This is a genomic window from Mesorhizobium sp. LMG17149, assembly GCF_024518695.1.
Taxonomy (GTDB): Bacteria; Pseudomonadota; Alphaproteobacteria; order Rhizobiales; family Rhizobiaceae; genus Mesorhizobium.
In genome coordinates this window covers 487,595-511,917 of sequence record NZ_JANIFL010000003.1, presented here as the reverse complement: position 1 = coordinate 511,917, position 24,323 = coordinate 487,595, and the positions used below count along the sequence as shown (strand labels likewise).

Annotated in this window: 25 protein-coding genes; 11 read left to right on the top strand and 14 right to left on the bottom strand. The window is 63.7% G+C overall.

Features of this window, described 5'->3' with window-relative positions; translation table 11 throughout:
- Nucleotides 1–25: 25 nt before the first annotated feature.
- Entirely contained in the window at nucleotides 26–799 is a 774-nt protein-coding gene (locus NP945_RS08610) for a metallophosphoesterase (RefSeq protein ID WP_127382525.1), read from the top strand.
- Nucleotides 800–838: 39 nt separating this feature from the next.
- Here the strand turns inward: NP945_RS08610 and NP945_RS08605 are convergent, their stop codons facing one another.
- Complete coding sequence (locus NP945_RS08605; RefSeq protein ID WP_013893872.1) at nucleotides 839–970, bottom strand: hypothetical protein; 132 nt, start codon at nucleotides 968–970, stop codon at nucleotides 839–841.
- Nucleotides 971–1,263: 293 nt separating this feature from the next.
- Complete coding sequence (locus tag NP945_RS08600; RefSeq protein ID WP_127267708.1) at nucleotides 1,264–1,962, bottom strand: type 1 glutamine amidotransferase; 699 nt, start codon at nucleotides 1,960–1,962, stop codon at nucleotides 1,264–1,266.
- Nucleotides 1,963–2,049: 87 nt separating this feature from the next.
- On the opposite strand from NP945_RS08600, the gene NP945_RS08595 reads away from it, so the two are divergent.
- From NP945_RS08595 to NP945_RS08575, 5 genes are all read left to right on the top strand, one after another.
- Nucleotides 2,050–2,697, top strand: a complete 648-nt coding sequence (locus NP945_RS08595; RefSeq protein ID WP_256746113.1) for a hypothetical protein — start codon at nucleotides 2,050–2,052, stop codon at nucleotides 2,695–2,697.
- Nucleotides 2,698–2,728: 31 nt separating this feature from the next.
- Nucleotides 2,729–3,463: a 16S rRNA (uracil(1498)-N(3))-methyltransferase gene (locus NP945_RS08590; protein WP_256746112.1), complete on the top strand. Its 735-nt coding sequence runs from the start codon at nucleotides 2,729–2,731 to the stop codon at nucleotides 3,461–3,463.
- Nucleotides 3,464–3,607: 144 nt separating this feature from the next.
- A complete protein-coding gene (locus tag NP945_RS08585) occupies nucleotides 3,608–4,981 on the top strand; it encodes a glutamate--cysteine ligase (RefSeq protein ID WP_127330045.1) in 1,374 nt (457 codons plus the stop codon).
- Between the two features lie 100 nt (nucleotides 4,982–5,081).
- Nucleotides 5,082–6,125 (top strand): DUF937 domain-containing protein, encoded by a 1,044-nt coding sequence (locus NP945_RS08580; RefSeq protein ID WP_256746111.1) that lies wholly within the window; start codon nucleotides 5,082–5,084, stop codon nucleotides 6,123–6,125.
- A 38-nt stretch (nucleotides 6,126–6,163) separates the two neighbouring features.
- Nucleotides 6,164–6,388 carry a type II toxin-antitoxin system HicB family antitoxin gene (locus tag NP945_RS08575; RefSeq protein ID WP_256746110.1) on the top strand — a complete coding sequence of 75 codons (225 nt, stop codon included), beginning with the start codon at nucleotides 6,164–6,166 and terminating at the stop codon, nucleotides 6,386–6,388.
- 145 nt (nucleotides 6,389–6,533) lie between these two features.
- Here the strand turns inward: NP945_RS08575 and NP945_RS08570 are convergent, their stop codons facing one another.
- The gene (locus NP945_RS08570) at nucleotides 6,534–6,824 is read right to left on the bottom strand and encodes a DUF1127 domain-containing protein (protein ID WP_127382518.1); all 291 of its coding nucleotides are present in this window, start codon (nucleotides 6,822–6,824) and stop codon (nucleotides 6,534–6,536) included.
- 178 nt (nucleotides 6,825–7,002) lie between these two features.
- On the opposite strand from NP945_RS08570, the gene NP945_RS08565 reads away from it, so the two are divergent.
- From NP945_RS08565 to NP945_RS08555, 3 genes are all read left to right on the top strand, one after another.
- Nucleotides 7,003–7,959 carry a LysR substrate-binding domain-containing protein gene (locus NP945_RS08565; RefSeq protein ID WP_063170125.1) on the top strand — a complete coding sequence of 319 codons (957 nt, stop codon included), beginning with the start codon at nucleotides 7,003–7,005 and terminating at the stop codon, nucleotides 7,957–7,959.
- 83 nt (nucleotides 7,960–8,042) lie between these two features.
- Nucleotides 8,043–9,674: an exodeoxyribonuclease VII large subunit gene (gene xseA, locus NP945_RS08560; RefSeq protein ID WP_256746109.1), complete on the top strand. Its 1,632-nt coding sequence runs from the start codon at nucleotides 8,043–8,045 to the stop codon at nucleotides 9,672–9,674.
- 4 nt (nucleotides 9,675–9,678) lie between these two features.
- Nucleotides 9,679–10,797, top strand: a complete 1,119-nt coding sequence (locus NP945_RS08555) for a P1 family peptidase (RefSeq protein ID WP_256746108.1) — start codon at nucleotides 9,679–9,681, stop codon at nucleotides 10,795–10,797.
- 69 nt (nucleotides 10,798–10,866) lie between these two features.
- On the opposite strand, the gene NP945_RS08550 is transcribed toward NP945_RS08555, so the two are convergent.
- The 11 genes from NP945_RS08550 to NP945_RS08500 all read right to left on the bottom strand — a co-directional run bounded on the left by NP945_RS08550 (nucleotide 10,867) and on the right by NP945_RS08500 (nucleotide 21,828).
- Nucleotides 10,867–11,187 (bottom strand): hypothetical protein, encoded by a 321-nt coding sequence (locus tag NP945_RS08550; RefSeq protein ID WP_245466428.1) that lies wholly within the window; start codon nucleotides 11,185–11,187, stop codon nucleotides 10,867–10,869.
- Nucleotides 11,188–11,591: 404 nt separating this feature from the next.
- Complete coding sequence (doeB, locus tag NP945_RS08545; RefSeq protein WP_256746107.1) at nucleotides 11,592–12,596, bottom strand: N(2)-acetyl-L-2,4-diaminobutanoate deacetylase DoeB; 1,005 nt, start codon at nucleotides 12,594–12,596, stop codon at nucleotides 11,592–11,594.
- Nucleotides 12,596–13,774 (bottom strand): ectoine hydrolase DoeA, encoded by a 1,179-nt coding sequence (gene doeA / locus NP945_RS08540; RefSeq protein ID WP_127330033.1) that lies wholly within the window; start codon nucleotides 13,772–13,774, stop codon nucleotides 12,596–12,598. The genes doeB and doeA overlap by 1 nt, the downstream gene beginning before the upstream one ends.
- 154 nt (nucleotides 13,775–13,928) lie before the next feature.
- Nucleotides 13,929–14,921: an ectoine utilization protein EutC gene (eutC, locus tag NP945_RS08535; protein ID WP_256746106.1), complete on the bottom strand. Its 993-nt coding sequence runs from the start codon at nucleotides 14,919–14,921 to the stop codon at nucleotides 13,929–13,931.
- Nucleotides 14,918–15,913: a hydroxyectoine utilization dehydratase EutB gene (eutB, locus tag NP945_RS08530; RefSeq protein WP_256746105.1), complete on the bottom strand. Its 996-nt coding sequence runs from the start codon at nucleotides 15,911–15,913 to the stop codon at nucleotides 14,918–14,920. Before eutB ends, eutC begins: the two co-directional genes overlap by 4 nt.
- Before the next feature lie 183 nt (nucleotides 15,914–16,096).
- Entirely contained in the window at nucleotides 16,097–16,873 is a 777-nt protein-coding gene (gene eutA / locus NP945_RS08525) for an ectoine utilization protein EutA (protein ID WP_256746104.1), read from the bottom strand.
- A gap of 3 nt (nucleotides 16,874–16,876) precedes the next feature.
- Nucleotides 16,877–17,536, bottom strand: coding sequence for an ectoine/hydroxyectoine ABC transporter permease subunit EhuD (gene ehuD / locus NP945_RS08520; RefSeq protein WP_256746103.1), 660 nt, complete (start codon nucleotides 17,534–17,536; stop codon nucleotides 16,877–16,879).
- A 34-nt stretch (nucleotides 17,537–17,570) separates the two neighbouring features.
- A complete protein-coding gene (gene ehuC / locus NP945_RS08515; RefSeq protein WP_127807774.1) occupies nucleotides 17,571–18,230 on the bottom strand; it encodes an ectoine/hydroxyectoine ABC transporter permease subunit EhuC in 660 nt (219 codons plus the stop codon).
- Nucleotides 18,231–18,442: 212 nt separating this feature from the next.
- Nucleotides 18,443–19,294: an ectoine/hydroxyectoine ABC transporter substrate-binding protein EhuB gene (gene ehuB / locus NP945_RS08510; RefSeq protein ID WP_256746102.1), complete on the bottom strand. Its 852-nt coding sequence runs from the start codon at nucleotides 19,292–19,294 to the stop codon at nucleotides 18,443–18,445.
- Between the two features lie 87 nt (nucleotides 19,295–19,381).
- Nucleotides 19,382–20,173 (bottom strand): ectoine/hydroxyectoine ABC transporter ATP-binding protein EhuA, encoded by a 792-nt coding sequence (gene ehuA, locus NP945_RS08505; protein WP_128309183.1) that lies wholly within the window; start codon nucleotides 20,171–20,173, stop codon nucleotides 19,382–19,384.
- A gap of 269 nt (nucleotides 20,174–20,442) precedes the next feature.
- On the bottom strand, nucleotides 20,443–21,828 hold the full coding sequence (locus tag NP945_RS08500; RefSeq protein WP_127272428.1) for a PLP-dependent aminotransferase family protein: 1,386 nt from the start codon (nucleotides 21,826–21,828) through the stop codon (nucleotides 20,443–20,445).
- Nucleotides 21,829–21,909: 81 nt separating this feature from the next.
- Between NP945_RS08500 and NP945_RS08495 the strand changes: the two genes are divergently transcribed.
- The gene (locus NP945_RS08495; protein ID WP_256746101.1) at nucleotides 21,910–22,401 is read left to right on the top strand and encodes an Lrp/AsnC family transcriptional regulator; all 492 of its coding nucleotides are present in this window, start codon (nucleotides 21,910–21,912) and stop codon (nucleotides 22,399–22,401) included.
- A gap of 414 nt (nucleotides 22,402–22,815) precedes the next feature.
- Nucleotides 22,816–24,309, top strand: coding sequence for an NAD-dependent succinate-semialdehyde dehydrogenase (locus NP945_RS08490; protein WP_256746100.1), 1,494 nt, complete (start codon nucleotides 22,816–22,818; stop codon nucleotides 24,307–24,309).
- Nucleotides 24,310–24,323 lie beyond the last annotated feature (14 nt).

Below are 24,323 nucleotides of genomic sequence, written 5' to 3'. Positions count from 1 at the left end.
GCACGACCACGGAGACACCGAAAAATTGGCAGAACCCGGCATCCATTTTCTCGACGCGCATGGGCCGGAAGGTGTGCGTCTTTACGCGATCGGCGACGTCCACGGCCGGCTCGACCTGCTGGCCGCCATGCATCGGCGCATCAGGGCCGAGATCGAGCAGGCCCCACCTGCCGACTGGCGCGTCATCCATCTTGGCGACTATGTCGACCGCGGGCCGGACTCGAAGGGCGTCATCGATTTCCTGATCGAGGCGCAAGAGCGCGACCCTCGTCACCTGATGCTGACCGGCAACCACGACATCGGCTTTCTCGACTTTCTCAAGACCCCTGACCCGGAAGGACTTTTCATCCGGTTCGGCGGCATCCAAACGGCACAGTCTTACGGCGTGGCGATCAGTGAAGGCACAAGCTTATGGTTCGGCAAGGCCGAATCGGCCGTGCGCAGAGGACATCAGGCCCTGGTCGAGGCCGTGCCGCAAAGCCACATCGACTTCCTGCGTTCGCTGCCGTTCTCCGTGACTTTCGGGGACTTCTTCTTCTGCCATGCCGGCATCAGGCCGGGCACTCCTCTAGGAAAACAAAGCCCGCAGGATCTGATCTGGATCCGCGACGTCTTCCATAACCACCCCGACCTCTATCCGAAGATCGTGGTGCACGGCCACACGCCGGTGCCGGAGGCGGAAGTGATGGCCAACCGCGTCAACGTCGACACGCTTGCCTGGCAATCAGGCATGCTGAGCGCGCTCGTCGTCGACGGCGCGGACAAACGCATCCTGACAATGACGATCAAGGAAGCTTGAGCGTCGCGCGTCGGAGGACGCGAAAGACGCTTCCCGCTTTTAGCGCAGAGAGGCGGTGACGCCGTAACCGTCGACGGCGTTGTGGTTGTTGGCTGCGTCGGCGGCATAGATGCCGAGACCGCACAGCACGATGGCGGACAACATGGCAAAGGACAGAAGCGCTGCTTTCACGGAGGTCATCTCTTGTTGAGCTTTCTGCATCTGTGCACCAGGCGGTTACCAATGCGTTGAAACCGAGAATTCGCTTCAAAGTTTCGACGATTTTGCGCTTCTAGGCATGTTCTGTATCAACGGTGTGTCGCGCGGGTCACACAAAAGGTTCATAGCCGTTGCACAGAAGATGCAGAGCGCGCGCCTTCTAGGATGGCGGGCGGACATAAGCCAAGAATGAAACGGTTTTCCCCAGGCGGTTTCACCGCCGCGTGCCAATTATGTGACGCTGGAGGGTACGGAGAGGCCAACACTCAGATGGTTGCTACCCAGGCACGGGCAATGGCGAGGCCAGCGGCATCCGCATCGGGCCCGTTGCGCGCCATTTCGCCATCGAGCTTGCCGGCCCAGTCGGGATGGCGCGCGGCAATGGTCGGGGCAAACGACGTGCTCCAGTCCTCGACCATCGGCCGGTCGGCCTCGAAATGGAACTGGAAGCCGTAGACGGCGCGGCCGACGCGAAATGCCTGGTTCTCGGCGACATCGTTGCCGGCAAGCCGCACGGCGGCCTCAGGCAGCACGAAGGTGTCGTCATGCCACTGGAAGATCGGGAATTTCTCCGGCAGCGCGCCCAGCACCGGATCGCCCTTGGCGTCCGCCGTCAGCGATACGCCGTGCCAGCCGAACTCATTGGCGCCGCCGATGCGGTTTTCGCCGCCGAAGGCACGGGCGACGAGTTGGCTGCCCAGGCAGATGCCGAGCACGGCGCGATCCTTGTCGGCAAAGTCGCGGGTCAGTTCGAGCAGTGCCGGGAAATAGGGGTACTCATCGTCGGCCAGCGCGTTCTGGCCGCCGCCGAGCACGATCATGGCATCATGCCCGGCCGCGTCATCCGGCAGGGGATCGCCTTTGTAAGGGAGACGCAGGTCGAGATCGGCACCCGCTTCCGCAAGTGCTGCGCCGACCTGGCCGAGGCCGGTATTGTCGTAGTTCTGCACCACCAGCACCCGCATCACAAAACCCTGCTGACATGAAAAGATGCGAGGAGCGATATCATGCCGCTCGCATTGCAGCCAAGATGCGTGTCCGGAGAGAAAACTATGCCACTGCAGAACCGGGTCGATCCGTTCGGTACCATCCACGCTGTGCCCGATCGCGGCATGTTCACCGGCAATCGCGGCATCATCCACGATCCCGAGACCAAGACGCTCAAGAAGAAGCGCTGGGCGCTTCCGGCCTGGATCATCTGCGTCCGCCAATTCCGCGATGTGCGGCGCGAACCGATGGGCCGCAACCGGAAGGGCGGCAAAGCGGGCTGGACAGAACTGTTCTTCCTCGACGAGGTGACGGCATTGGCGGCCGGGCATCGCCCCTGCTTCTTTTGCCAGCGCGAACGGGCCAGGGATTTCGTCGGCCGCTTCGGCGACGCGTTCGGCATTGCCGAACCGCGCGCGCCGATGGTCGACAAGCGGCTGCACAAGGAGCGGCTGGCCTCGGGCGGCAGGCCGCCAGGGATTGCTGTTGAAGACCTTGCCGGCCTGCCGGACGGCGCCATGGTTGCGGATGGTCGCACTGTTTATGCCCTGCGTAGGGGCAAGACGCTGCGCTGGTCGTTTGCGGGATATGGCCCACCCGCAGATTTCGGCCTGCTCAAAGGCAAGACACTGTCGCTGCTGACGCCGGCCACGACGCTCGCCGTGCTGCGGCATGGCTTTCGGCCGGTGTGGCATCCTACCGCCGAGGCTTGACGCCGGCGGCCGGCTCGCTCATTCCTCGGCGATGCGCGCCAATTACAAGATGCAACGTCTGTTCGTGCCCGACGATCTCGCGCCGGATGTCGAGTTCGACGCTGGCCAACAGCAGAGCCACTATCTCCTGCATGTGCTGCGGTTTGGCGAAGGCGCCGAAATCCTGGTGTTCAATGGCCGCGACGGGGAGTGGTCAGCGGCCATATCAGCGAAGACGAAAAGGGCGGTGCGGCTGAAGGTGTCAGCGTTGCAGCGGCCGCAGCCGCCGCTGCCTGATCTCGTCTACTGCTTTGCGCCACTGAAGCAGGGCCGGCTCGACTATCTCGTGCAGAAGGCGGTCGAGATGGGCGCCGGCATCCTGCAGCCGGTCATCACCCAGCACACGCAAGTGGCCAAGCCGTCGATCGATCGCCTGCGCGCCAATGTCGTCGAAGCCGCCGAACAATGCGGCATCCTGGCGGTGCCTCAGGTGCGCGAAGCCGAAAAATTCGACCGCCTGCTGACCGGTTGGGACACAGAGCGACGGCTGATCTTCTGCGATGAGGATGCTTCGACCAACAATCCGCTGGCCGCGCTGCAGGCGGTCAAGGAAAAGAAGCTTGGGCTGCTGGTCGGGCCGGAGGGCGGTTTTTCCGACGACGAGCGCAAGATGCTGCGCGCCCTGCCCTTCGTCACCGCCATTCCGCTCGGCCCGCGTATCCTGCGCGCCGACACCGCGGCGGTGGCCGCGCTCGCGGTGATGCAGGCAACTGTCGGAGACTGGTGAGACGTCATCCCTTGCAAGGGATGCAGAGTTCCAGCAACGTTCAATTCCTGTTGACCTGTGGCTCAGGATTTTTCGCTTGATCGTCTGCTGACATTTCGTCCATTTACCGCCGGCGGTCATCCGGCCGCCTCTGAGGGTACCATCATGGCGCGCGATACGACCGATTTCCGCCCGATCGAAGGTGTCGACGAACTCGTCGAGCATCTGGCCGAAGGCAACAAGCCGCGCGACAAATGGCGCATCGGCACCGAGCACGAGAAATTCCCCTTCTATGTCGACGGCAATGCACCGGTCCCCTATGGCGGCGAGCGCGGCATCCGCGCCATTCTCGAAGGCATGCAGTCAAAGCTCGGCTGGGATCCGATCGTCGATGACGGCCGCATCATCGGCCTGGTCGAGCCGACCGGTCAGGGTGCGATTTCGCTGGAACCCGGCGGCCAGTTCGAGCTTTCCGGCGCACCGCTGGAAACGATCCACCAGACCTGCCGCGAGGGCAACGCCCATCTGGCGCAGGTGCGCGAGATCGCCGAGCCGATGGGCATCCGTTTCCTCGGCCTCGGCGGCAGCCCGAAATGGTCGCTGGCCGAGACGCCGAAAATGCCGAAATCGCGCTATGAGATCATGACGCGCTACATGCCCAAGGTCGGCACCAAGGGCCTCGACATGATGTACCGCACCTGCACGATCCAGGTGAATCTCGACTTCGAGAGCGAGGCCGACATGCGCCGCAAGATGCAGGTGTCGTTGAAGCTGCAGCCGCTGTCGACGGCATTGTTCGCCAATTCGCCTTTCACCGAAAGCCACCCGAACGGCTTGCAGAGCTGGCGCGGCGATATCTGGCGCGACACCGACAACCAGCGCTCGGGCCTGCTCGAATTCTGCTTCTCGCCCGATTTCGGTTTCGCCGACTATGTCGAATGGGCGCTCGACGTGCCGATGTATTTCGTCATCCGCGACGGCCACTATCACGACATGACGCACATCACCTTCCGTCAGTTCATGGCCGGTGCCGCGCGCAATCAGGTGCCGGACGGGCTGCCGACAATGGGCGACTGGGCGAACCATCTGTCGACGCTGTTCCCGGACGTGCGGCTGAAGCGCTTCCTTGAGATGCGCGGCGCCGATGGCGGGCCATGGCGACGCATCTGCGCGCTGCCTGCGTTCTGGGTCGGGCTGCTCTATGATGAAGCCGCACTCGATGCCGCCGAGGCGTTGACGTCGAGCTGGACGTATGAAGAAACGCTGGCGATGCGCAACGCCGTGCCGGAACAAGGCATTTCCGCACCGTTCCGCAACACCACGCTGCGCGAGATCGCGCGTGACGTGATGGTCATTTCCCGCATGGGCCTGAAGAACCGTGGCAAGAAGAACCGCGACGGTTATGACGAGACCTCGTTCCTCAACACGCTCGACGAGGTCGTGGCGCGCGGCACAACCAGCGCCGAGGAGATGCTGTCGGCCTACCACACGCGCTGGGGCGGCTCGATCGAGCCGGTTTTCATGGAATACGCCTATTAACCCTCGGATCTGGCAAAGCTGACCGGCCGGCAAAAGTCGCTTCAATCGGAAGTGGAAACAAACTAGGCTTCTTCGGCGAGGATTTCCGGAGGAGAGACCAATGCCTTCCTTGTTCGACATGCTGACACAGGCCCAGAACGGCAACGGCATGCAGGCCCTTGCCCAGCAGTACGGGCTTTCGATGCAGCAGACGCAAGCCGCGGTCGCCGCATTGCTGCCGGCCTTTTCGCAGGGGCTGCAGCGCAACACAGCCGACCCTTACGGGCTCGGCGCCTTCATGACGGCGATGGCCAGCGGCCAGCACGCCAAGTATTTCGAGGACGCAACCCGGGCCTTCTCGCCGCAAGGCGTCGATGAGGGCAACGGCATTCTCGGGCACCTGTTCGGCTCGAAAGACCTGTCGCGCGCCGTGGCCAGCCAGGCGGCGCAAGCCAGCGGCGTCAATCAGCAGATCCTGCAGCAGATGCTGCCGGCCATCGCCTCGATGGTCATGGGCGGGCTGTTCAAGCAGACGACAAATCAGATGCAGGCCGCCGGCGGTTTTGGCGGCGGCGGCAACAATCCGCTGGGCGAGATCATCGAGCAGATGATGCGGCAAGGCGGCGGCATGCAGGCCCCGGCGCCGCAGCCGCGCCAGGCGCCGGCACCCCAGAACCCGATGGACAACCCGCTCGGCAAGGTATTGCAGGACATGTTCGGCGGCGGTGCGCCTCAGCCACAGCCGCAAAGCCAGCCGCAGCCGCAGCCCAATCCCTACGGCGAAAATCCACTTGGCAAGGTGCTGCAGGACATGTTCGGCGGTGGCGCGCCTCAGCCGCAGCCGCAAGGGCGGGCGCAGCCGCAGCAGACACAAAGCCCCTACGGAGACAATCCGCTGGGGAAAATCTTCGAGGAGATGCTGCGGCAAGGTGGCGGTGGCTTAGGCGGCATCCCTGGCGGACAGCCGGCGCCGCAACAGCCTCAAGCGCCCCCACAGCAGCGTCAGGCACCGCAGCCACAGGCCGATCCGAGCGGCAGGCCGAAAAATCCGTTCGACGATCTGTTCGGCAAGATGTTCGAGACCGGCGCCCAGCAGCGTGACGACTACCAGAGGGGCGTGGAGACGATCTTCGACCAGTTCAAGCGGGATATGGACCGAAGATAATCGAAAGCTCGTGGCATTTATCGACGAGGCAAAGGGCCATGATGGACAGACTTGAATATCCGGTCGTCATTGCGCCACTTTCTGCAGAGGATGGAGGCGGTTTTTCGGCTTTGGTGCCTGATCTGCCAGGCTGCGTGAGTGACGGTGACACCCCCGAAGAGGCCATCGCCAATGTCCAGGACGCCATAGCAGCCTGGATAGAGGCCGCGCATGAGCTCGGCAGATCGATACCAAGGCTATCGCGAAAGCTGGCATTCGCCTGACAGCCAAAGGAAAAGCCCGGTCCTGGGAGGACCGGGCAGAGTGCAGGCGGGCCGGGGGGATCCGGCAGGGAGTGGGAGCCTGCATACTCGTCAGTCGCGTCGAACCCCGAAAAGGTTCGCGGCAACCTAAACAACAAGCATCAGATCAGGCCACCTTGCGAGCGATGTCCTCGATCGTTTCGATGCGATCGCTGGCGATTTCGCGCAGCATCGCCGTCGGGTCGCGGCCAAACGGCACGTCGATGGCGACGTGCAGGTCGCCGCGCGTCAGGCCGATATCGGCGAGTTCGGCGTCCGACATCTCGCCAAGACGATAGAAGGCGCGGCGATTTTTCCAGGCGCGGTAGACGTTGGAGACGGTGTTGGCCACGCGCGTCGCAACGGCCGGACGCGAGGTGATGCGCGAGGTCTCGGTGGCGAAATCAAACGTGGTCATTGTCGGTCTCCTTCAGACTCGAACGGACAAAACCAGGCGATCGGCGCTGGCGACAGCGGCCGTTCCGGCTTCGATTCACATGCCTTCATGTGGACAATGCCAATTTGCCATCGGCCGATTGATTAATCCAACGAATGTTTCTAATCTTTGCCATCAACACCAGTGATGGATCATGTCGATGAAATCGCCGCTCGATCTCGATCAGTTGCAGACCTTCATCTCGATCGCCGATACCGGCAGCTTCACCAGGGCGGCCGAAGAGGTGCACCGGACCCAGTCGGCGGTTTCGATGCAGATGCGTCGGCTGGAGGAGCGGCTCGGCAAGCCGCTGTTCGAAAAAGACGGGCGCACCAACAGATTGACCGAGGAAGGCGACAAGCTGCTTTCCTATGCGCGGCGGCTGCTCTATCTCAACCGTGAGACGCTGGCTGCCTTCGACGACCGGCGGCTCGAAGGCACGATCCGCATCGGCACGCCCGACGACTATGCCGACCGTTTCCTGCCCGAGATCATGGCGCGGTTCACGCGCTCCAATCCGCGCGTCGAACTGACCGTCATCTGCGAGCCGACACCGGGGCTGGTCGAGCATATCAAGCGCGGCAATCTCGACCTCGCGCTGGTGACTCACAACGACGTACGCGGCCAGTCGGAGGTGGTGCGGCGCGAACCGCTGCTGTGGGTCACCTCGGCCAACCATGCGACGCATGAGCAGGAAACGCTGCCGATGGCCTTCGGCCGGCCGAACTGCATCTGGCGGCGCGCCGCCGTCGATGTGCTCGACCAGCAGAATCGCGACTATCGCATCCTGTTCACCAGTTTCTCGGCCACCGTCATCACCGCCGCGGTGCTTTCGGGCCTCGCGATCTCGGTGCTGCCGGAATGCGCGCTGCGGCCCGGCATGCGGGTGCTGGGCGAAGCCGACGGCTTCGGCGCCCTGCCCGATTGCCGCATCGGCATCATGCGCGGCCAGACGTCGCGGCCGGAGATCGTCGATGCGCTCGCCCGCCATATTTCGGAAAGCCTGGACAATATCTCCGTGCCGGTCGGTGAAGATCCCGGGACATTCGATTTCGCGGCACTCGCCTTCACCAAGCTGCGGCGAACCAAGCCGAACCAGATTCTGCCCGGCTGGTAGGCAAGGTCAGGTATGCGGGTTATGAACGGCTGGCCCGACGCAACCGCCTTGACGCGGGCGCCCAACCGTTCCCCAATCGACCGATGAGCGAAGCAGCATCCGAATCACGCACCAACGCCGCCGAATACACGGTGAGCGAGATTTCCGGCGCGCTGAAGCGCACGGTCGAGGACGTTTTCGGCAATGTGCGGGTGCGTGGCGAAATATCAGGCTACCGAGGACCGCATTCGTCCGGTCATGCTTATTTCGCGTTGAAGGACGACCGTGCCCGTCTCGACGCCGTGGTCTGGAAAGGCACGATGAGCCGGCTGAAATTCCGTCCCGAAGAGGGCATGGAGGTGATCGCCACCGGCAAGCTCACCACCTATCCCGGCAAATCCAACTACCAGATCGTCATCGACAATCTGGAGCCTGCCGGCGCCGGCGCCCTGATGGCGCTGCTGGAGGAGCGCAAGCGGCGCCTACAGGCCGAGGGGCTGTTCGATGCCGGTCGCAAGCGGTTGCTGCCATTCATGCCGCGCGTCATCGGCGTCGTTACCTCGCCGACAGGGTCCGTCATCCGAGACATCATCCACCGCATCAAGGACCGCTTTCCGCTGCACATCCTGGTCTGGCCGGTGCGTGTTCAGGGCGAGACGTCAGGCGCCGAAGTGGCCGCCGCGGTCAACGGCTTCAACGCGCTGGCATGGGATGGCGCCGTCCAGCGTCCCGATCTGTTGATCGTGGCGCGTGGCGGCGGCAGCCTCGAAGACCTCTGGGGCTTCAACGACGAGGTGCTCGCCCGCGCGGTTGCCGCTTCCGGCATTCCGGTGATCTCGGCTGTCGGCCACGAGACCGACTGGACGCTGATCGACCTCGTTGCCGACGTGCGGGCGCCGACACCGACGGGTGCAGCCGAAATCGCCGTGCCGGTGAAGGCCGATCTCGAAGCAACGCTTGCCAGCCTCGGTGCGCGGCTGAAAGCGGCGGTCCTGCGCAATTTCGAACGCAAGCGGCAGGCCGCCCGTGCCGCCGCCAGGGCTTTGCCCTCGCCCGATCAATTGCTGGCGCTGCCGCGGCGACGCCTCGACGAGGCGACATCCAGGCTCGGCCGGGGCCTGTTGGTCTCCACCGAACGCAAGCGTGCAAGGTTTTTTGCCGTAAAGCTGACACCGGCAATGCTGTCGCAGCGCATTGCCGAGGCGCGGCGCACCAACGAACGCAATCTTTTGCGAGCACAAGGGGCACTGCGCGCGTTGGCAAGAGCCCGGCGTGCGGAGCTTAACCGAGCGGCCGATCAATTGCCAAAATGTGCCAGGGCATCGCTGCAGCGGCACAAGCAGCAACTGGCCATGCTGCAAGGCCGCATCACGATCGAGCCGACGGCACGGCGGCAACGCGTGCAGAGGGATTTGCTGACAGCTTTGACAAGACGCGGCACGCAAGCAGTGGTGCTCAGGCTGGAGCGCCTGCGCGGCCGCGTCGTCCAGGCCGACAGGTTGATGGCGTCGCTGTCGCACAAGGCCGTCCTGGCGCGCGGCTTTGCGCTGGTGAGGGATGCGGATGGCGCGGTGATCAAGCAGGCTGCCGAGGTGGCGTCGGGAATGGCGCTTTCGCTCGAGTTCGCCGACGGCATCGCCGATGCGGTGGCGATCACCGGCACGGCAAAACCGAAAGCCGTGGCCAAGCCGGCGGCCAAGGCCAAGGAGCCGGGCAATCAGGGATCCCTGTTCTGAGACCATGACCGACAATCCGCATCATCTGACAACACCCTCGGGCAAACCGCGCGCGCGAAATTTCGGCATCGGCTTCGATGGGCGGCCCGGACCGTTTAACGCGATCACCGATGTGCCCGGCGTGACGGTCGGCTATGCGACGCTGATTTCGGGCGATGGCGCGCTTGTCGTCGGCGAGGGACCGGTGCGCACCGGCGTGACCGCGATCCTGCCCAGGCCGCTCGCCGACCTCGCCACGCCGGTCTTCGCCGGCATTTTCAGCCAGAACGGAAACGGCGAACTGACCGGCTCGCACATCGTCGAGGAAACCGGCGCTTTCAACTTCCCGATCACCATCACCAACACGCATTCCTGCGGTGTTTCCCGCGACGGCACGCTGCGCTGGATGCAAAGCGTGCTGCCGGCAGCGCTCGACAGCGGCTGGGGGCTGCCGGTGGCGGCGGAGACCTATGACGGCTTCCTCAACGACATCAACGGCCACCATTTGACGTCAGAGCATGTTGCGCAGGCTCTCGACGGTGCCGCCGGCGGGCCTATCGAGGAAGGCAGCGTCGGCGGCGGCACCGGCATGATCACCTTCGGCTTCAAGGCCGGCTCCGGCACGGCATCGCGCATCGTCGAATGGCACGGCCGTGCCTATACGGTCGGCGCCTTCGTGCAGTCCAACTTTGGCAAACGGCGCAATATTGCCATTCGCGGCCTGCGCGCCGGGCCGGAACTCGTCGAACCGGCTGTCCGCGAAGGCACACCGCGTGCCGAGAAAGGCTCGATCATCGCCGTCATCGCCACCGACGCACCGTTCCTGCCGCATCAGATGAAGCGGCTGGCCCGACGGGTGCCGCTTGGCGTCGCCTTGACCGGCGGCTTCGGCTATCACAGTTCAGGCGACATTTTTATCGCCTTCTCGACCGCCAATGCGAGCGCAGCGCTGGCGCCATCCGGCCGCATCGCCAGCGCCGATTTTATTCCGGACACCGATATCGATCCGTTTTTCGATGCAGTGATCCAGACCGTGGAGGAAGCAATCCTCAACGCGCTGGTTGCCAATGACGATATGACCGGACGCGACGGAAATTTCGTGCCGGCGCTGCCGAAGGCGTGGCTGAAGGAGAAGTTTGGCTGAAGACACAAACGCGGACCACAAGCCCGCGCTGGAACACGTCGCCACTATGCGATCATTCCGCGGCTTTGATCATTCCGCGGCTTTTCCGGGGGCCTGCTGGCTTTCCTCGGCCTCGGCCGCTTCCTCAAGCCGGGATGCGATAAGTTCCTGGATATCGCCGACTTCTTCCTGGATATCCTCCAGCGGAATGCCGACCTCGGCCGCCTCGGCGGCGCACTCCTTGGCCAGGGTTTCGGCCTGCTTGTCGATCCTTGCCTGGGAGGACTGGCAATGGACCTTTTCGCCGATCCATCCCCGCAAGAATTCGATGGCGTGTTCACTCATACTGCTGTTCCCTGGCGGCAAAGCCGGTTGGTAATCACAAACGTCGACATCCCGCAAAGGATGCATGTCCCCATTCCAGCCGAGTCGCGGTCGTCCGGCAAGCCAATGCCGTCCAAGGTCCACAGAGCCATAGGAAATCGAAGGGTCAAGAGCATTTTCTGATTCTGGAGGGGTCGGTACCGTTGGCTGGGTCACGCCCAGCGCTGCGCCACTGTTTCTATTTGCTTTTTTCCGGTTTCCGAGCCGATTTCCGTCACAATAGATGGCGCAACACACTACACATTCACAGTTGCTTCGAGGTGCTGCCCTCGGGCGCGCAGGTCGAAGCCGCCGCTATATAGTGACATCCTCCTGCAATGTCGACTCCGCTCGCTATGCTGCTTCTTTCCGCCGCGCCGAAGGCTCCGCAACGGACCAAGAGCAAGTGACGATGGACGCGAACCGGGTGGAGCAAGCCTCGGCGGAATCGCTCAGACGTGCACAGCCACCACCGCCGCGCAGTCGCCGGCCTTGACCAGCCCGGGGAAATGCCGCGCCGCCAGCATGCCCGACATTTTTGCCCGGATTTCCTGGGGAGCGGTGCCGGTGCGGCCGGTGGAATGAATGCGTGCCAGCACCGAGCCTTCTTCGACTGGCTCACCGAGATCGACCATGGTTTCGATCATGCCGTCATCTTCGGCGAAGGAGAAACAATCGCCCGACGGCATGTCGAGCCACTGGGTTCGAGTCTTCTCGACCGCACCATCTACAATGCCCGCATGGCGCAGTACGTTGAGAATGCCGCGCCGCGCGATCCGCACGGTCTGCGCGCGCGACGTGCCGCCGCCGCCAAGCTCGGTGCTGACGAAGACCTTGCCCATCTCCTCGGCTGCCGTGTCATACATGCCGACAGCGTCGATTTCGATCATGCGCATCGAGAACGGGGCGGCGAAGGCCGCGACCGCGTCGAAGGCTTTCTGTTCCAGCGCCTTGTCGGGCAAAGTATGCGCGGCGCAGAACGGCACGAAGTCCAGCGTCTTGCCGCCGGAATGGAAGTCGAACACGATGTCGGCGCGGGGAAGCAGCTCACGCTGGAAATAATCAGCGATCTTCTCGGTCACCGTTCCGTCCGGCCGGCCGGGAAAGCTGCGGTTCATGTTGCCCCTGTCGATCGGCGAGGTGCGCGTGCCGGCGCGAAAGGCCGGATAGTTCATGGCCGGCACGATGATCACCGTGCCGCTGACTTGCTTGGGATCGAGGGTGCTGGCGAGATCGTAGAGGGCCAGCGGCCCCTCATACTCGTCGCCATGGTTGCCGCCGGTCAGCAGCGCTGCCGGCCCGTTGCCGTTGCGGATGACGCAGATCGGGATCATCACCGAGCCCCACGCCGAATCGTCGCGGCTGTAGGGCAAGCGCAGGAAACCGTGCTGGATGCCGTCGCGGTCGAAATCGACGGTCGGCGCGACCGGTGATGGACGTAGATTCGACATCGGCATCAATCCTTCACCACCAGCTTGCGCGGCACATTGGCCAGGCACTCCACACCGGTTTCGGTGATCAGGATGGACTCGGTGATCTCCAGTCCCATCGTTTCCAGCCACAGGCCGGTCATGAAATGGAAGGTCATGCCGGGCTTGAGCTCGGTGCGGTCGCCGGGACGCAGGCTCATCGTGCGCTCGCCCCAGTCCGGCGGATAGGACAGGCCGATCGAGTAGCCGGTGCGGTTGTCCTTGACGATACCGTATCGCTTGAGAACACCAAAGAAGGCGTTGGCGATGTCCTCGCAGGCGTTGCCGGGTTTCGCGGCGGCCAGCCCCGCTTCCATACCTTCCAGCGTCGCCTTCTCGGCATCGAGGAATTCCTGCGTCGGCTTGCCTAGGAAGACGGTGCGCGACAGCGGGCAGTGATAGCGGTTGTAGCAGCCGGCGATCTCGAAGAAAGTGCCCTCGCCCCGCTTCATCGGTCTGTCGTCCCAGGTCAGATGCGGCGCCGAGGCATCGGCACCCGACGGCAGCAGCGGCACGATCGCCGGATAGTCGCCGCCAATACCGTCGACGCCGCGCGTGCCGGCATCATAGATTTCGGCGACGAGATCGCATTTGCGCATGCCGACCTCGATCTTGTCGAAGATGCGCTGATGCATGGCCTCGACGATGCGGGCCGCCTTGCGCATATAATCGATCTCGGTCGGGCTCTTCACCGCACGCTGCCAGTTGACCAGCGCGGTGGCATCGACAAAGCGGGCATTGGGCAAATGCTTCTGCAGCGACGCAAAGGCGGCCGCCGAGAACCAGTAATTGTCCATTTCGACGCCGACTGTCAGCTTGCCCCAGCCGCGATCCGCAAGCACGCTGGCCAAAAAATCCATCGGGTGGCGCTCGGTCGACTGCACATAGTGATCGGCATAGCCGACGATATTGTCGTGCGCGAGATAGGCGGTGCGCTTGGCGCCGTTGGCGTCCTGGCCGCGGCCGTACCAGACCGGCTCGCCCGAAGGCGGCACGATAACCGCCTGGTGCACATAGAACGACCAGCCGTCATAGCCGGTCAACCAGGCCATGTTGGAAGGATCGCTGACAACAAGAAGATCGACGCCCTTGGCCTCCATGGCCTTGCGTGTCTTGGCGAGGCGATCCGCATATTCGCCGCGCGAGAATCTCAGGTTCGGTTGCATTGTTCTTGGTCCTCGTTTGTTGGGCCTTGCGGCCGGTATCAGCTTTGAATCCAACTCGTCGTTCTTGTTTGAGCGTGATCTCTGGACAAACGGAAAACCGTTTGTCCGAGAAAACCGGTTCCCACTTTTCCGGATCATGCTCCTGCGGCCAGCATCAGCTTTCGAAGATGGCCCCGGAACCGGCCACCCGCGCACGGTCTCGAGCGAGCGTGGCGATCGCCGTGTCCTGGACGCCAGTGCCGGTGAGATCGGCGATGGTGATGTCGCTGGCCGAGCGCCGTCCGTGTTTCGCGCCGGCGATGATCTGGCCGAGTTCGGTCACCTCTTCCTCGGCGGCCATCACGCCCGCCGCGATTGCATGATGCAGTTCACCCAGCCGCTTTGTCTGGCGGCCACTGTCAGCGGCATAGAGATCGGCCATGCGCAGGATTGCCGGCGCGATCTCGTTCTTGTGCTCGGCGTCCGATCCCATCGCGGTGATGTGCTGCCCTGCGGAAACGAAGCCGGCCTTGATCAGCGGCTCGGTTGAAGGCGTCGTGGTGACGATGATGTCGGCGCCGGCGACCGCGTTTGCCGCGTCCGGCTCGGCGCGCACGAGAATGCCGAGCTTTTCGCGCAAGGCTCCGGCTGTCGCCTCGGCCTTTGCCGCATCGCGCGCCCAGATGCGCGCCTCGGTGATCGGCCGCACCAGCATGAGTGCTTCCAGTTGCAGCCCGGCCTGTACGCCCGCGCCGAAGATCGCGGCAACGGACGAGTCTTGCCGCGACAGATGTTTGGCGGCGACGGCGCCGGCAGCAGCGGTTCGGATATCCGTGAGATAGCCGTTGTCGAGCAGCAGCGCTTCGACCAGGCCGGTCTTGGCTGACAGCAGCACCATCATGCCGTTGACGCTCGGCAGGCCGAGCTTCGGATTGTCGAAGAACCCGGGGCTGATCTTGATGGCGAAACCGTCAATGCCAGGCACATAGGCGGTCTTCACGTCGACTTCGCCGCGATGCTCGGGAATGTCTAGCCGCAGGATCGGCGGCATTGCCACCGGCAGAGTGGCAAGCGCACGGAAGGCGTTTTCGACGCAGGCGACGGCACCGAGATCGAGCGTCACGATCTTGCGCAATTCTTTCTCAGTGAGGATCGTCATCCGGCTCATGCGGCGCGCTCCTTGAGCGATGGCGCTACGCCGCAAACGATTGTGCGGTGCGCGTCCATATCGATGTTGCGACCGGACAGCAGAACAACCACCGGCCCGTCCGACTTGACCTTGCCGGCCAGCAGTGCGGCGATGCCGACCGCGCCGGCACCCTCGACGATCTCGCGCTCCTGCGCATAGGTGTGGCGGATGCCCGCGGCGATCTCGTCTTCACTGAGCAGGACGACATCGTCGAGCAGGTCGCGGCACATGGCGAAGGTCAGCCGATTGTCGAGTCCGATGCCGCCGCCGAGCGAATCCGCCAGCGTCGGCAATTCTTCCACCAGCACCGGCTGGCCCGCATCGAGGCTGGCCTTCATCGCCGCGCCACGCGCCATCGAGACACCGATGATTTTTGTGCCGGGGCTGACGCCTTTGATGGCTGTAGCAACCCCTGAGGCGAGCCCACCGCCGGAGATCTGGACCAGAACGAGGGCGGCATCCGGGACCTGCTCGATCATCTCAAGCCCGAGCGTGCCTTGCCCGGCGATAATGTCGGGATGGTCGAAGGGCGGCAGCATCATCAGCCCCTCTTGCGCGACCAGCCGATCGACCTCCTGTTGGGCATCGTCCTGGCTGTCGCCGACGATGCGGACCTCCGCGCCAAGCCGGCGGATCTCGTCGAGCTTGTTGCCGGGTACCAGGCGCGACATGCAGATTACGGCGCGCATGCCCTCAAGCTTCGCCGCATGCGCCAGCGCGCGGCCATGATTGCCGGTCGAGGCCGCGACCACGCCCCGCGCCTTCTGTTCGGCGTTCAACGAGGCGACGGCGTTCGAGGCGCCACGCAGCTTGAAGCTGCCGGTGGTCTGCCGGTGTTCGAGCTTGAGGTGAACGGGGACGCCGAACTGTTCCGAGAGGCTGTGGGACAAGACGGTTGGCGTGCGCTCGACTTTGCCGGCGATACGGTCACGGGCGATACGGATGTCCGCTAGGGCGACGGCGCGCGTCATGGGGCGACCCCCTCTGGCCTGCCGGCCATCTCCCCCTCGAGGGGGGAGATTGGCAGCTTCGACGCTGCCGTTCTTCCTGTCACGTCGGTGATTGGCGAAAGCCGGGCAGCAGCTAATCTCCCCCCTCGAGGGGGAGATGGCCGGCAGGCCAGAGGGGGTCGCTCGTGAATGTGGGACATCGTCTTACTGAACCAACGGCAACGTCATCAGCCGCCCGAACTCAGGATGCGGCGCCTCATCCCCGCACAATCTCAGGCAGTTCCAGGCGGTCGCCTGGTTGCTGGTCACCACGGGACGTCCGATCGCCTTTTCCATGCCGGTGAGCGCGAGGGCGCTACGCAGCGCCGTGCAGGACACGAACAGCGCATCGGCGCTGGCGCCGGTGGCTTCCCGCGCAAGATCGACAAGCGTTGCTGGTGCGATGCGCGCCATCTCGCGGTCATCCTCGAAACCGAGGCAGGTGAAGCTGACGATCTCGAAGCCGCGCGCCGCGAAATAGGTGGCCATCGGCCTGGATGTCTCGACCGTGTAGGGAGTGAGGATGCTGAGCTTGTTTGCGCCCAGCGCACGCAGCCCGCGCACGCCCGCCATCGGCGGTGTGACCACCGGCACGCCGGGCTTTGCGACCTGGATCGCCGCCTCGATCTCGGCATCACCGATTACCACCGAGGCCGAAGTGCAGGAATAGCAGATGGCATCGAGCTTCTCGTCCGGCAGGATCAGGGCCGCGCCCGCCGTCAGCGCCGGCTGCATCTTGCGCAGGTTTTCAGGCGTCGTCGGGTTGGCATAGGGAATGCGCGCGACATAGACGCCGACCCGCTCGCTCGCCACCATGCGGCGGAAATCCGGTTCGCTGGTGTGATCAGTGGCCAGGATGATCAGGCCGATGCGCATGTCGAGCGGGCGTGCATCCAGCGCCGGCCGTTTCGGGTAGATCTTGATCTCGGGCAAGGGTTTCATCGGCTACCTCTCGATCTTGCCGTAGCGGCGTTCCAGCCAGCGCAGCAGCACGACCGAAAACAGACTGATGACCAGGAAGAAAGCACCGACCAAGGTGATCGGCTCGATATAGCGATAGTAGGTGTTGGCGACGCTTTTGGCCTGGTTCATCAGTTCCAGCACGGTGATTGCCGACAGCAGCGGCGTTTCCTTGAACATGGCGATGAAATAATTGGCGAGCGCCGGAATCATCGGCGGGATGGCCTGCGGAATGATGATGTGGGTCCAGGTCTGACTGGCGCTCAAATTGCATGCCTTGGCGGCCTCCCATTGGCCGCGCGGCACATTGTCGATGCCGGCACGATAAACCTCGGCCGTGTAGGTGCCGTAATGCAGCCCGAGCCCGATGACACCGGCGACCAGCGGCGGCAACAGGATGCCGATGTTGGGCAGCACGTAGAAAATGAAATAGAGCTGCACCAGCAGCGGCGTGCCACGGATGAATTCAGCCGCCCAGCCGACCGTGCGCGACAGCGCTTTGTTGGGCGAGCGGCGCGCCAGCGCAATGCCCAGCCCGACGACCGCCGCCAGCACCGAGCCGAGCAGCGTCGCCAGGATGGTGATCTTCACCCCCTGGATCAGCGTCGGCATGATTTCCCAGACGAAATTCCAATCCCATTCCATCAGCAGGCCCAATTTATCAGAAGGAAATTGGCCATCAGGCACGCACCCCATCGAGGCCGCGCGCCATGCGTCGTTCCAGCGAGCGCACGCCCCACGAGATGAGCAGGGCGAGGATGAAATAGATGATCAGGATGGTGGTGAATGGCACCAGGGTGTTGCCGGTCTGGGCGCGCACCACCTGCGCCTGGAAGGTCAGGTCGGTGAGCGAGATCAGCGACACCACGGCGGTCGCCTTGAGCAATTCGATGGCGTTGTTGCCGAAAGTCGGCAGCATCACCAGCAGCGCCTGCGGCAGGATGATGTGGCGCATGCCTTGCCACCGCCCGAGATTGAGCGCGGTGCAGGCCTCATACTGTTCGCGGCCGATCGACTGGATGGCACCGCGCACGACTTCGGCGGCGTAGGCGCCGACATTGAGGCCGAGCGCCAGCACGCCGGCCTGCAACGGGGTCAACGAAATGCCGATGAAGGGCAGCACGAAATAGGCCCAGAACAACTGCACGAAGATCGAGGTGCCGCGGAAGAATTCGATGTAGGCGGTGGCCAGCGCGCGCAGCACGAAGAAACGCGACAGCCGCCCCATTCCGGCAAGAAAGGCCATGAACAGCGCAAGCACCGACCCCATCAGCGTCAGCTCGATGGTGACAATCGCTCCCTGCAATATCAGGCCGAAATAGCCGGACCACTGGGTCATTTACGTTCCAACGTTGGGTTTAGCTCCTTCTCCCCATTTACGGGGAGTTGAGGAGCGGTCCGCGTAGCGGGCGAAAAGCCAATTGCTTGGCTTTTCGAGCAACGAAAGCCGGCAGGCAGATGAGGGGCAGCACTAGAGTCTCAGAACTTGGCGTCGCCCCTCATCCGTCACTTCGTGACACCTTCTCCCCGTTGAACGGGGAGAAGGAAAAATCACTTCGCCGCGCAGAGCTTGTCGCGGCTGGTCGACATCGCCGCCGCCGCCGAGAAGCCATAGGGCTCGATAATCTTGGCGAACTCGCCTGATTTCTTCATCTTGGCCAGTTCTACGTCGAAGGCGTCGCGCAGTGCCTCATCACCCTTCTTGAAAGCGGCGCCGTCGCAATAGACCGGTGCGCCCTGCACCGGAGCGATGACTTCGAGGTTCGGATCGTTGGCCTTCTTGACCAGATCATTGATCGACAGGACGGGCAGCGAATAAGCGTCGATGCGACCATCCTGGAGCATCTTCACGCCGCTCTGGCCATCCGGCACGACGATGACGCGATCGCGTGGCACGCCGGCATTGAGCGCGAGCTTCTCCTCGGTGCCGCCGCCTGGCGCGCCGATGGTCGCAGTCGTATCCTTGGCGACATCCTCATAGCTCTTGAAGCCCTTCGGATTGCCCTTCTTCACCAACATCGCCTCGGCATCGCAAAGCACCGGCTCGGAATAGACGACGGCGGCGCAGCGTTCCGGCTTCATGAACAGGCCGGCGGTGACGACATCGAAGCGACCGGCCTGCAGGCCGGGGATCATGGCGCCATATTCAGAGATCGAAGCGGCGACGTCGGCGACGCCGAGCCGCTTGAATATCTCGCGGGCCACATCGGGCGCGGCACCCGAAACCTTGCCATCGGCGGCGACCGCCGTGTAGGGCGGCTCGTTGGCGATGGCGAGGCGAGCGAAACCTTGCGCCTTGAGTTGTTCGAGCTTGCTGTCATCGGCCGAACCCACGCTCGAGGCGGCCAGCACCGCCGCCAGCGTAAGGCTGGCGACGCCAGCCAGAATGCCAAGTTTTTTCATTGTTCCCAACTCCTTGTTTCTTGTCTTGCTTTGTTACGGGGCGGCCCTCGCCACCTCGGGACGACTTCGTCGCCCTGGGCATTGCGGTCAGACGCGATGTCCGGCCGCGATGATCTTCTTCAGGAAGCCTTGCGTACGCTCCTGCTTGGGATTGCGGAAAATCTCGTCGGGCTTGCCCTCCTCGACGATCCTGCCACGATCGAAGAACAGTACCCGGTCAGCGAAATCATGGGCAAAGCCCATCTCGTGGGTGACCAGCAGCATGGTCATGTCGGTCTCGGCGGCCAGCTTGCGCATGACGTTCATCACCTCCTCGACCAGCTCCGGATCGAGCGCCGACGTCACCTCGTCGAAAAGCATGATCTTCGGCGACAGCGCCAGCGCCCGGGCGATTGCCACGCGTTGCTTCTGGCCACCGGACAGCTGCGCCGGCATGGACTTGGCCTTGTCGGCCATGCCGACCATTTCGAGCAGTTCCATCGCCCGCTTTTCGGCGGCGGCGCGTGGCGTGCCCTTGGTCAGCATCGGCGCCAGCGTGACATTGTCCATGACGCATTTGTGCGGAAACAGGTTGAACAGCTGGAAGACCATGCCGATCTTCTGGCGCATCCTTGTGAGATGCCGCTCATCGGCGGACAGCAACTGTCCGTTGCGCTCCATGTGGTAGAGTTGCTCGCCGTCGATCTGGATATGACCGCCATCGATGCGCTCAAGCGTCATCAGGATGCGCAGGATCGTCGTCTTGCCCGAACCCGACGGGCCGATCAGCGCCAGCTTCTCGCCGGGCATGACCTGCATCGACAGGCCGTCCAGCACTTTGAAGCTGCCGAAGCTCTTCGAGATGCCGTCGATCTTGATGATGGGCGCTGATGCGGACAAATAAATTCCCCGTGCTGGAGAAGCCTGTGCCCCTTAACGATGCGGAACGCGCCAAATCATGTCAATTGGGAAAATAATATCATGACAATATTTCCCATTCGGCACAATTCTTGAGCAACCAGTGCCGAAGAGTGCGCCGGGATTCGCAGGCCGACCCGAGAATGGGAGCCTCCGAGAACCGGAACGGAGCGTACTTTTCGTACGTGAGTACCGGAAGCGCAGGAGGCTGCCTTTCGCAGGCCGGCATCACCCGGATAGCGGCGCACTCGCTAGATAGCGAGCAGCAGGTGCTCGGGATCGCCGAGCAAAAGCTTGGTGACAACGCCGAGGCCGGCGCGCAGTTCCCCCTCGGTGGTCGAACCCAGCGAGATACGTACCGCCGGATGCCAGGGCGCAGCCGAAATACGGAAGGACGTGCCGGGTGCAATCGCCACGCCCTGCAGGCGAGCCTGGGCGACAAAGCTTTCCTCGGCCCGGTCGGCCGGCAGTTGCAGCCAGACATGCAACCCGTCGCGCCGGGCGCGATAGTCCACCCCCGCCAGCACTTGCGCTGCAATATCCTGCCGGCGCCGCAAAGCCGCGCGCTGCCAGTGGACAAGCTCCATCGCCGTGCCGTCGGTCACCCATTTGGTGGCGATCTCGGCCACCAGCGGCGTCGCCATCCAGTTCGAGACCAGATGCCGGTTGGCGACGGCGGCGACGTAGCGGTCGGGCGCGGCCAGATAGCCGATGCGCAGACCGGGCACGGTGATCTTGGTGAAGGAGGTGACGTAGAGCGTGCGCTCCGGCGCGAACGCGGCAACCGGCGGCGGCCGGTCTTCGACCAGCGGACCGAGCACATCGTTCTCGATGATGGCGATGTCGTGCTTGCGCGCGACCGCGGCGATCTCTTCTCGCCGCCGCGCATCCATCAGGGTCGCCGTCGGGTTGATCACCGAGGGCTGCACGAAGACCGCGCGGATGTCGGAAAGCCGGCAGGCCTCGTCCAGCGCTTCCGGGATCAGACCATTGTCGTCGATCGGCAGGCCTTCCAGATTGAAGCCGAGATAGCGTGCCAACGGCACCAGCGTATGGTGGCCGATCGCCTCGGTGGCAACCGTCGAACCCGGCGGCGCGACGCTCATCAGCGCCACGGTCATGCCGGCGGTGGCGCCGTTGGTCAGGCTGACGTTCTGCGGCGATGCATCGAGGCCACAAAGCCTCAGCCATTCGACCGCCACCGCGCGGTGGCGCGGAAACACCATGTTGGGCCGGAACGAAAGTGCTGAACTCGACGGCAGGTTCTCGGCCAGCCAGCCTAGTGCCTGTTTCAGCCGCTCCAGATGCATCGGCTCACAAACCGGTTTCAGGATCGACAGGTCGATGACTTCGCCGAGCCGCTCGGGCAGATATGGCGGCTCCGGCTCGCGGCGCTGCGTCTGGACGAAGCTGCCGCGGCCGATCTCGCCCGAAATCAGGCCGCGACGGATCAGTTCCTCATAGGCGCGGCTGACCGTCTGCACCGAAAGTTTCAGATCGTCGGCCAGCCTGCGATGGGTCGGCAGCCGCGCACCATTGGCCAGGCGCCCGTCATGGATGGCACGCGCGAACTGGTCGGCCAGCGATTGATATGCCGGCCGCCGGATGAGTGCGGGATCGGGTTGCCACAATGTCATGACTTATTAGAGATCGAAATCAGTGCAATTGACAATCGAAATAATGCGCCGTCATGGTACTCGGACGAAAAGTGAGCTCTGATGACATCAGTGAAACTCGACCCGATCGACCTGAAAATCCTCGACGCCATCCAGCGCGATGGACGCATCACCAAGCTGGCGCTGGCCGAGCAGGTCGGGCTGTCGCCGACGCCGTGCTGGATGCGGTTGCGCAAGCTGGAAAAGGCCGGCATCGTCTCGGGCTATCACGCCAGGATCGCCATGCGCGTCGTCGCACCCGTTGCCACCGTGCTGATGGAGGTGACCCTGGCCAACCACCGCCAGGCCGATTTCGACCGCTTCGAGCGCGTCATCCGAGACATCCCAGAGATCGTCGCCTGCTGGTCGGTCGGCGGCGGCGTCGACTATGTGCTGAAGGTGATGGCGCGCGACATCGACGCCTATCAGCGGCTGGTCGACGGCTTGCTCGACCGCGAAATCGGCATCGATCGGTACTTCACCTACATCGTCATTAAGACGGTGAAGGACGAGATCGCGCTGCCCCTCGCCGACCTGCTGCCGGCGCAAGCATGAGGTCAATCTCCCCTACCGTACACCCAGGAGACTGATCGAAACCCCCGTCATGTCGTCATCCTGGGGCGAAGCAAGGAGCGCAGCGACGCGGCGCAGACCCCAGGATCCATGCCGCGACTTCAAAGCGCTGCTGCGGTGCAGAATTCTGCTCTGCTGCATTCCTCGACCAAGATCACGGCATGGATCCTCGGGTCTCCGCCGCGTCGCTTCGCTCCTGCTCCGCCCGTGGATGACGAAGGCGGGGAGGCTTCGGCCAATCTCCAGGTTTAGTGCCGCCCACCGGTCAGCAGAGAGATCATCTGCGCCCGTGGGCCAATAGAGACAATCTCTCTCTATGGGGCTGTCCAAACAGCCTCTCTATCTGCATCGGATGAATAGTCTTCCCGCATCAGTCCGAACCGGGAGGTCTCGACCATGTCCGCGCATTTCGCCCGCTCGCATCGCCATGAAGCGCTCGATCGCCTCGCCGACCGCCGGCTGCTGCGTGAACTCGCCTATGTCGATGGCCACTGGACGGCGAGCGAGGCTGCCGAAAGCTTCGAAGTTACCGACCCGGCCACCGGCACCACAGTCGCTTTCGTCGCCGCGCTCGACGGCCGGCAGACGACGAAGGCGATCGATGCCGCCGCGCGCGCCTTCCCGGCGTGGCGGGCACTGTTGCCGCAGAAGCGCTCGAAAATTCTGCGCAAATGGTTCGAGCTGATCGTCGCTGCAAAGCAAGACCTCGCTCTGCTGATGACGCTGGAACAGGGCAAGCCGCTGCAGGAGTCGCTGGGCGAAATCGACTATGCCGCTTCCTTCGTCGAATGGTATGCCGAAGAAGCAAAACGCTTGAATGCCGAGAGCGTCACCAGCCATCTGCCGAACGCCGAAATGATGGTTCGGCGCGAGCCGCTCGGTGTCGTCGGCGTCGTCACGCCGTGGAATTTTCCGTCGGCGATGCTGACCCGCAAGGCTGCGGCAGCCCTTGCCGCCGGCTGCACCATCGTTGCGCATCCGTCCTCGGAAACGCCGCTGTCGGCGCTGGCGCTGGCCGAGCTCGGCGAACGCGCCGGCTTGCCCGCCGGCGTCTTCAACGTCATCACCGGCAAGGCTTCGACCATCGTCGGGCGGATGTGCGAAGACCCGCGCGTTCGCGCCATGAGCTTTACCGGCTCGACCGAGATCGGCCGGCTGATCGCCGCGCAAAGTGCTGCGACGATGAAGCGGCTGGTGATGGAGCTTGGCGGCCACGCCCCGCTGATCGTCTTTGCCGATGCCGATCTGGACAAAGCGGTTGATATCGCCATCGACGCCAAATTCGCCACGTCGGGCCAGGACTGCCTCGCTGCCAACCGTATCTATGTCCAGCGTCCGATCTACGATCGGTTCTGTGCCGCCTTCGCCAAGCGTATCGAGACGTTGCGGACCGGCAATGGCCTTGCTGATAGCACCGACATCGGCCCGCTGATGCACGAGCGCGCCGTCAAGAAGGTCGAGGAACAGGTCGCCGATGCCATCGCTCACGGCGCGCGCTGCCTCACCGGGGGCAAGCGGCACCAGGCTGGCCCCCTGTTCTACCAGCCGACGCTGCTGGCCGACGTCACTGACGAAGCGCTGATCATGCGTGAGGAGACTTTTGGTCCGGTGGCCGCGGTGACGCCGTTCGGCAGCGAGGCCGAAGTGATCGCCCGCGCCAACGCCACCGAATATGGCCTCGTCGCCTATGTCGTGACCGAGAATGGCGGCCGGCAGCAGCGCATGGGCCGCGCCCTCGATTACGGTATGGTCGCCATCAACCGCGTCAAGATCACCGGCGCGCCGATTCCGTTCGGCGGCGTCAAGCAATCGGGCATCGGGCGCGAAGGCTCGCGCCACGGGCTCGAGGCTTTCACCGATCTCAAATATCTCTGCCTGGATGTAGCTTAAGCTGCGCCGGAATC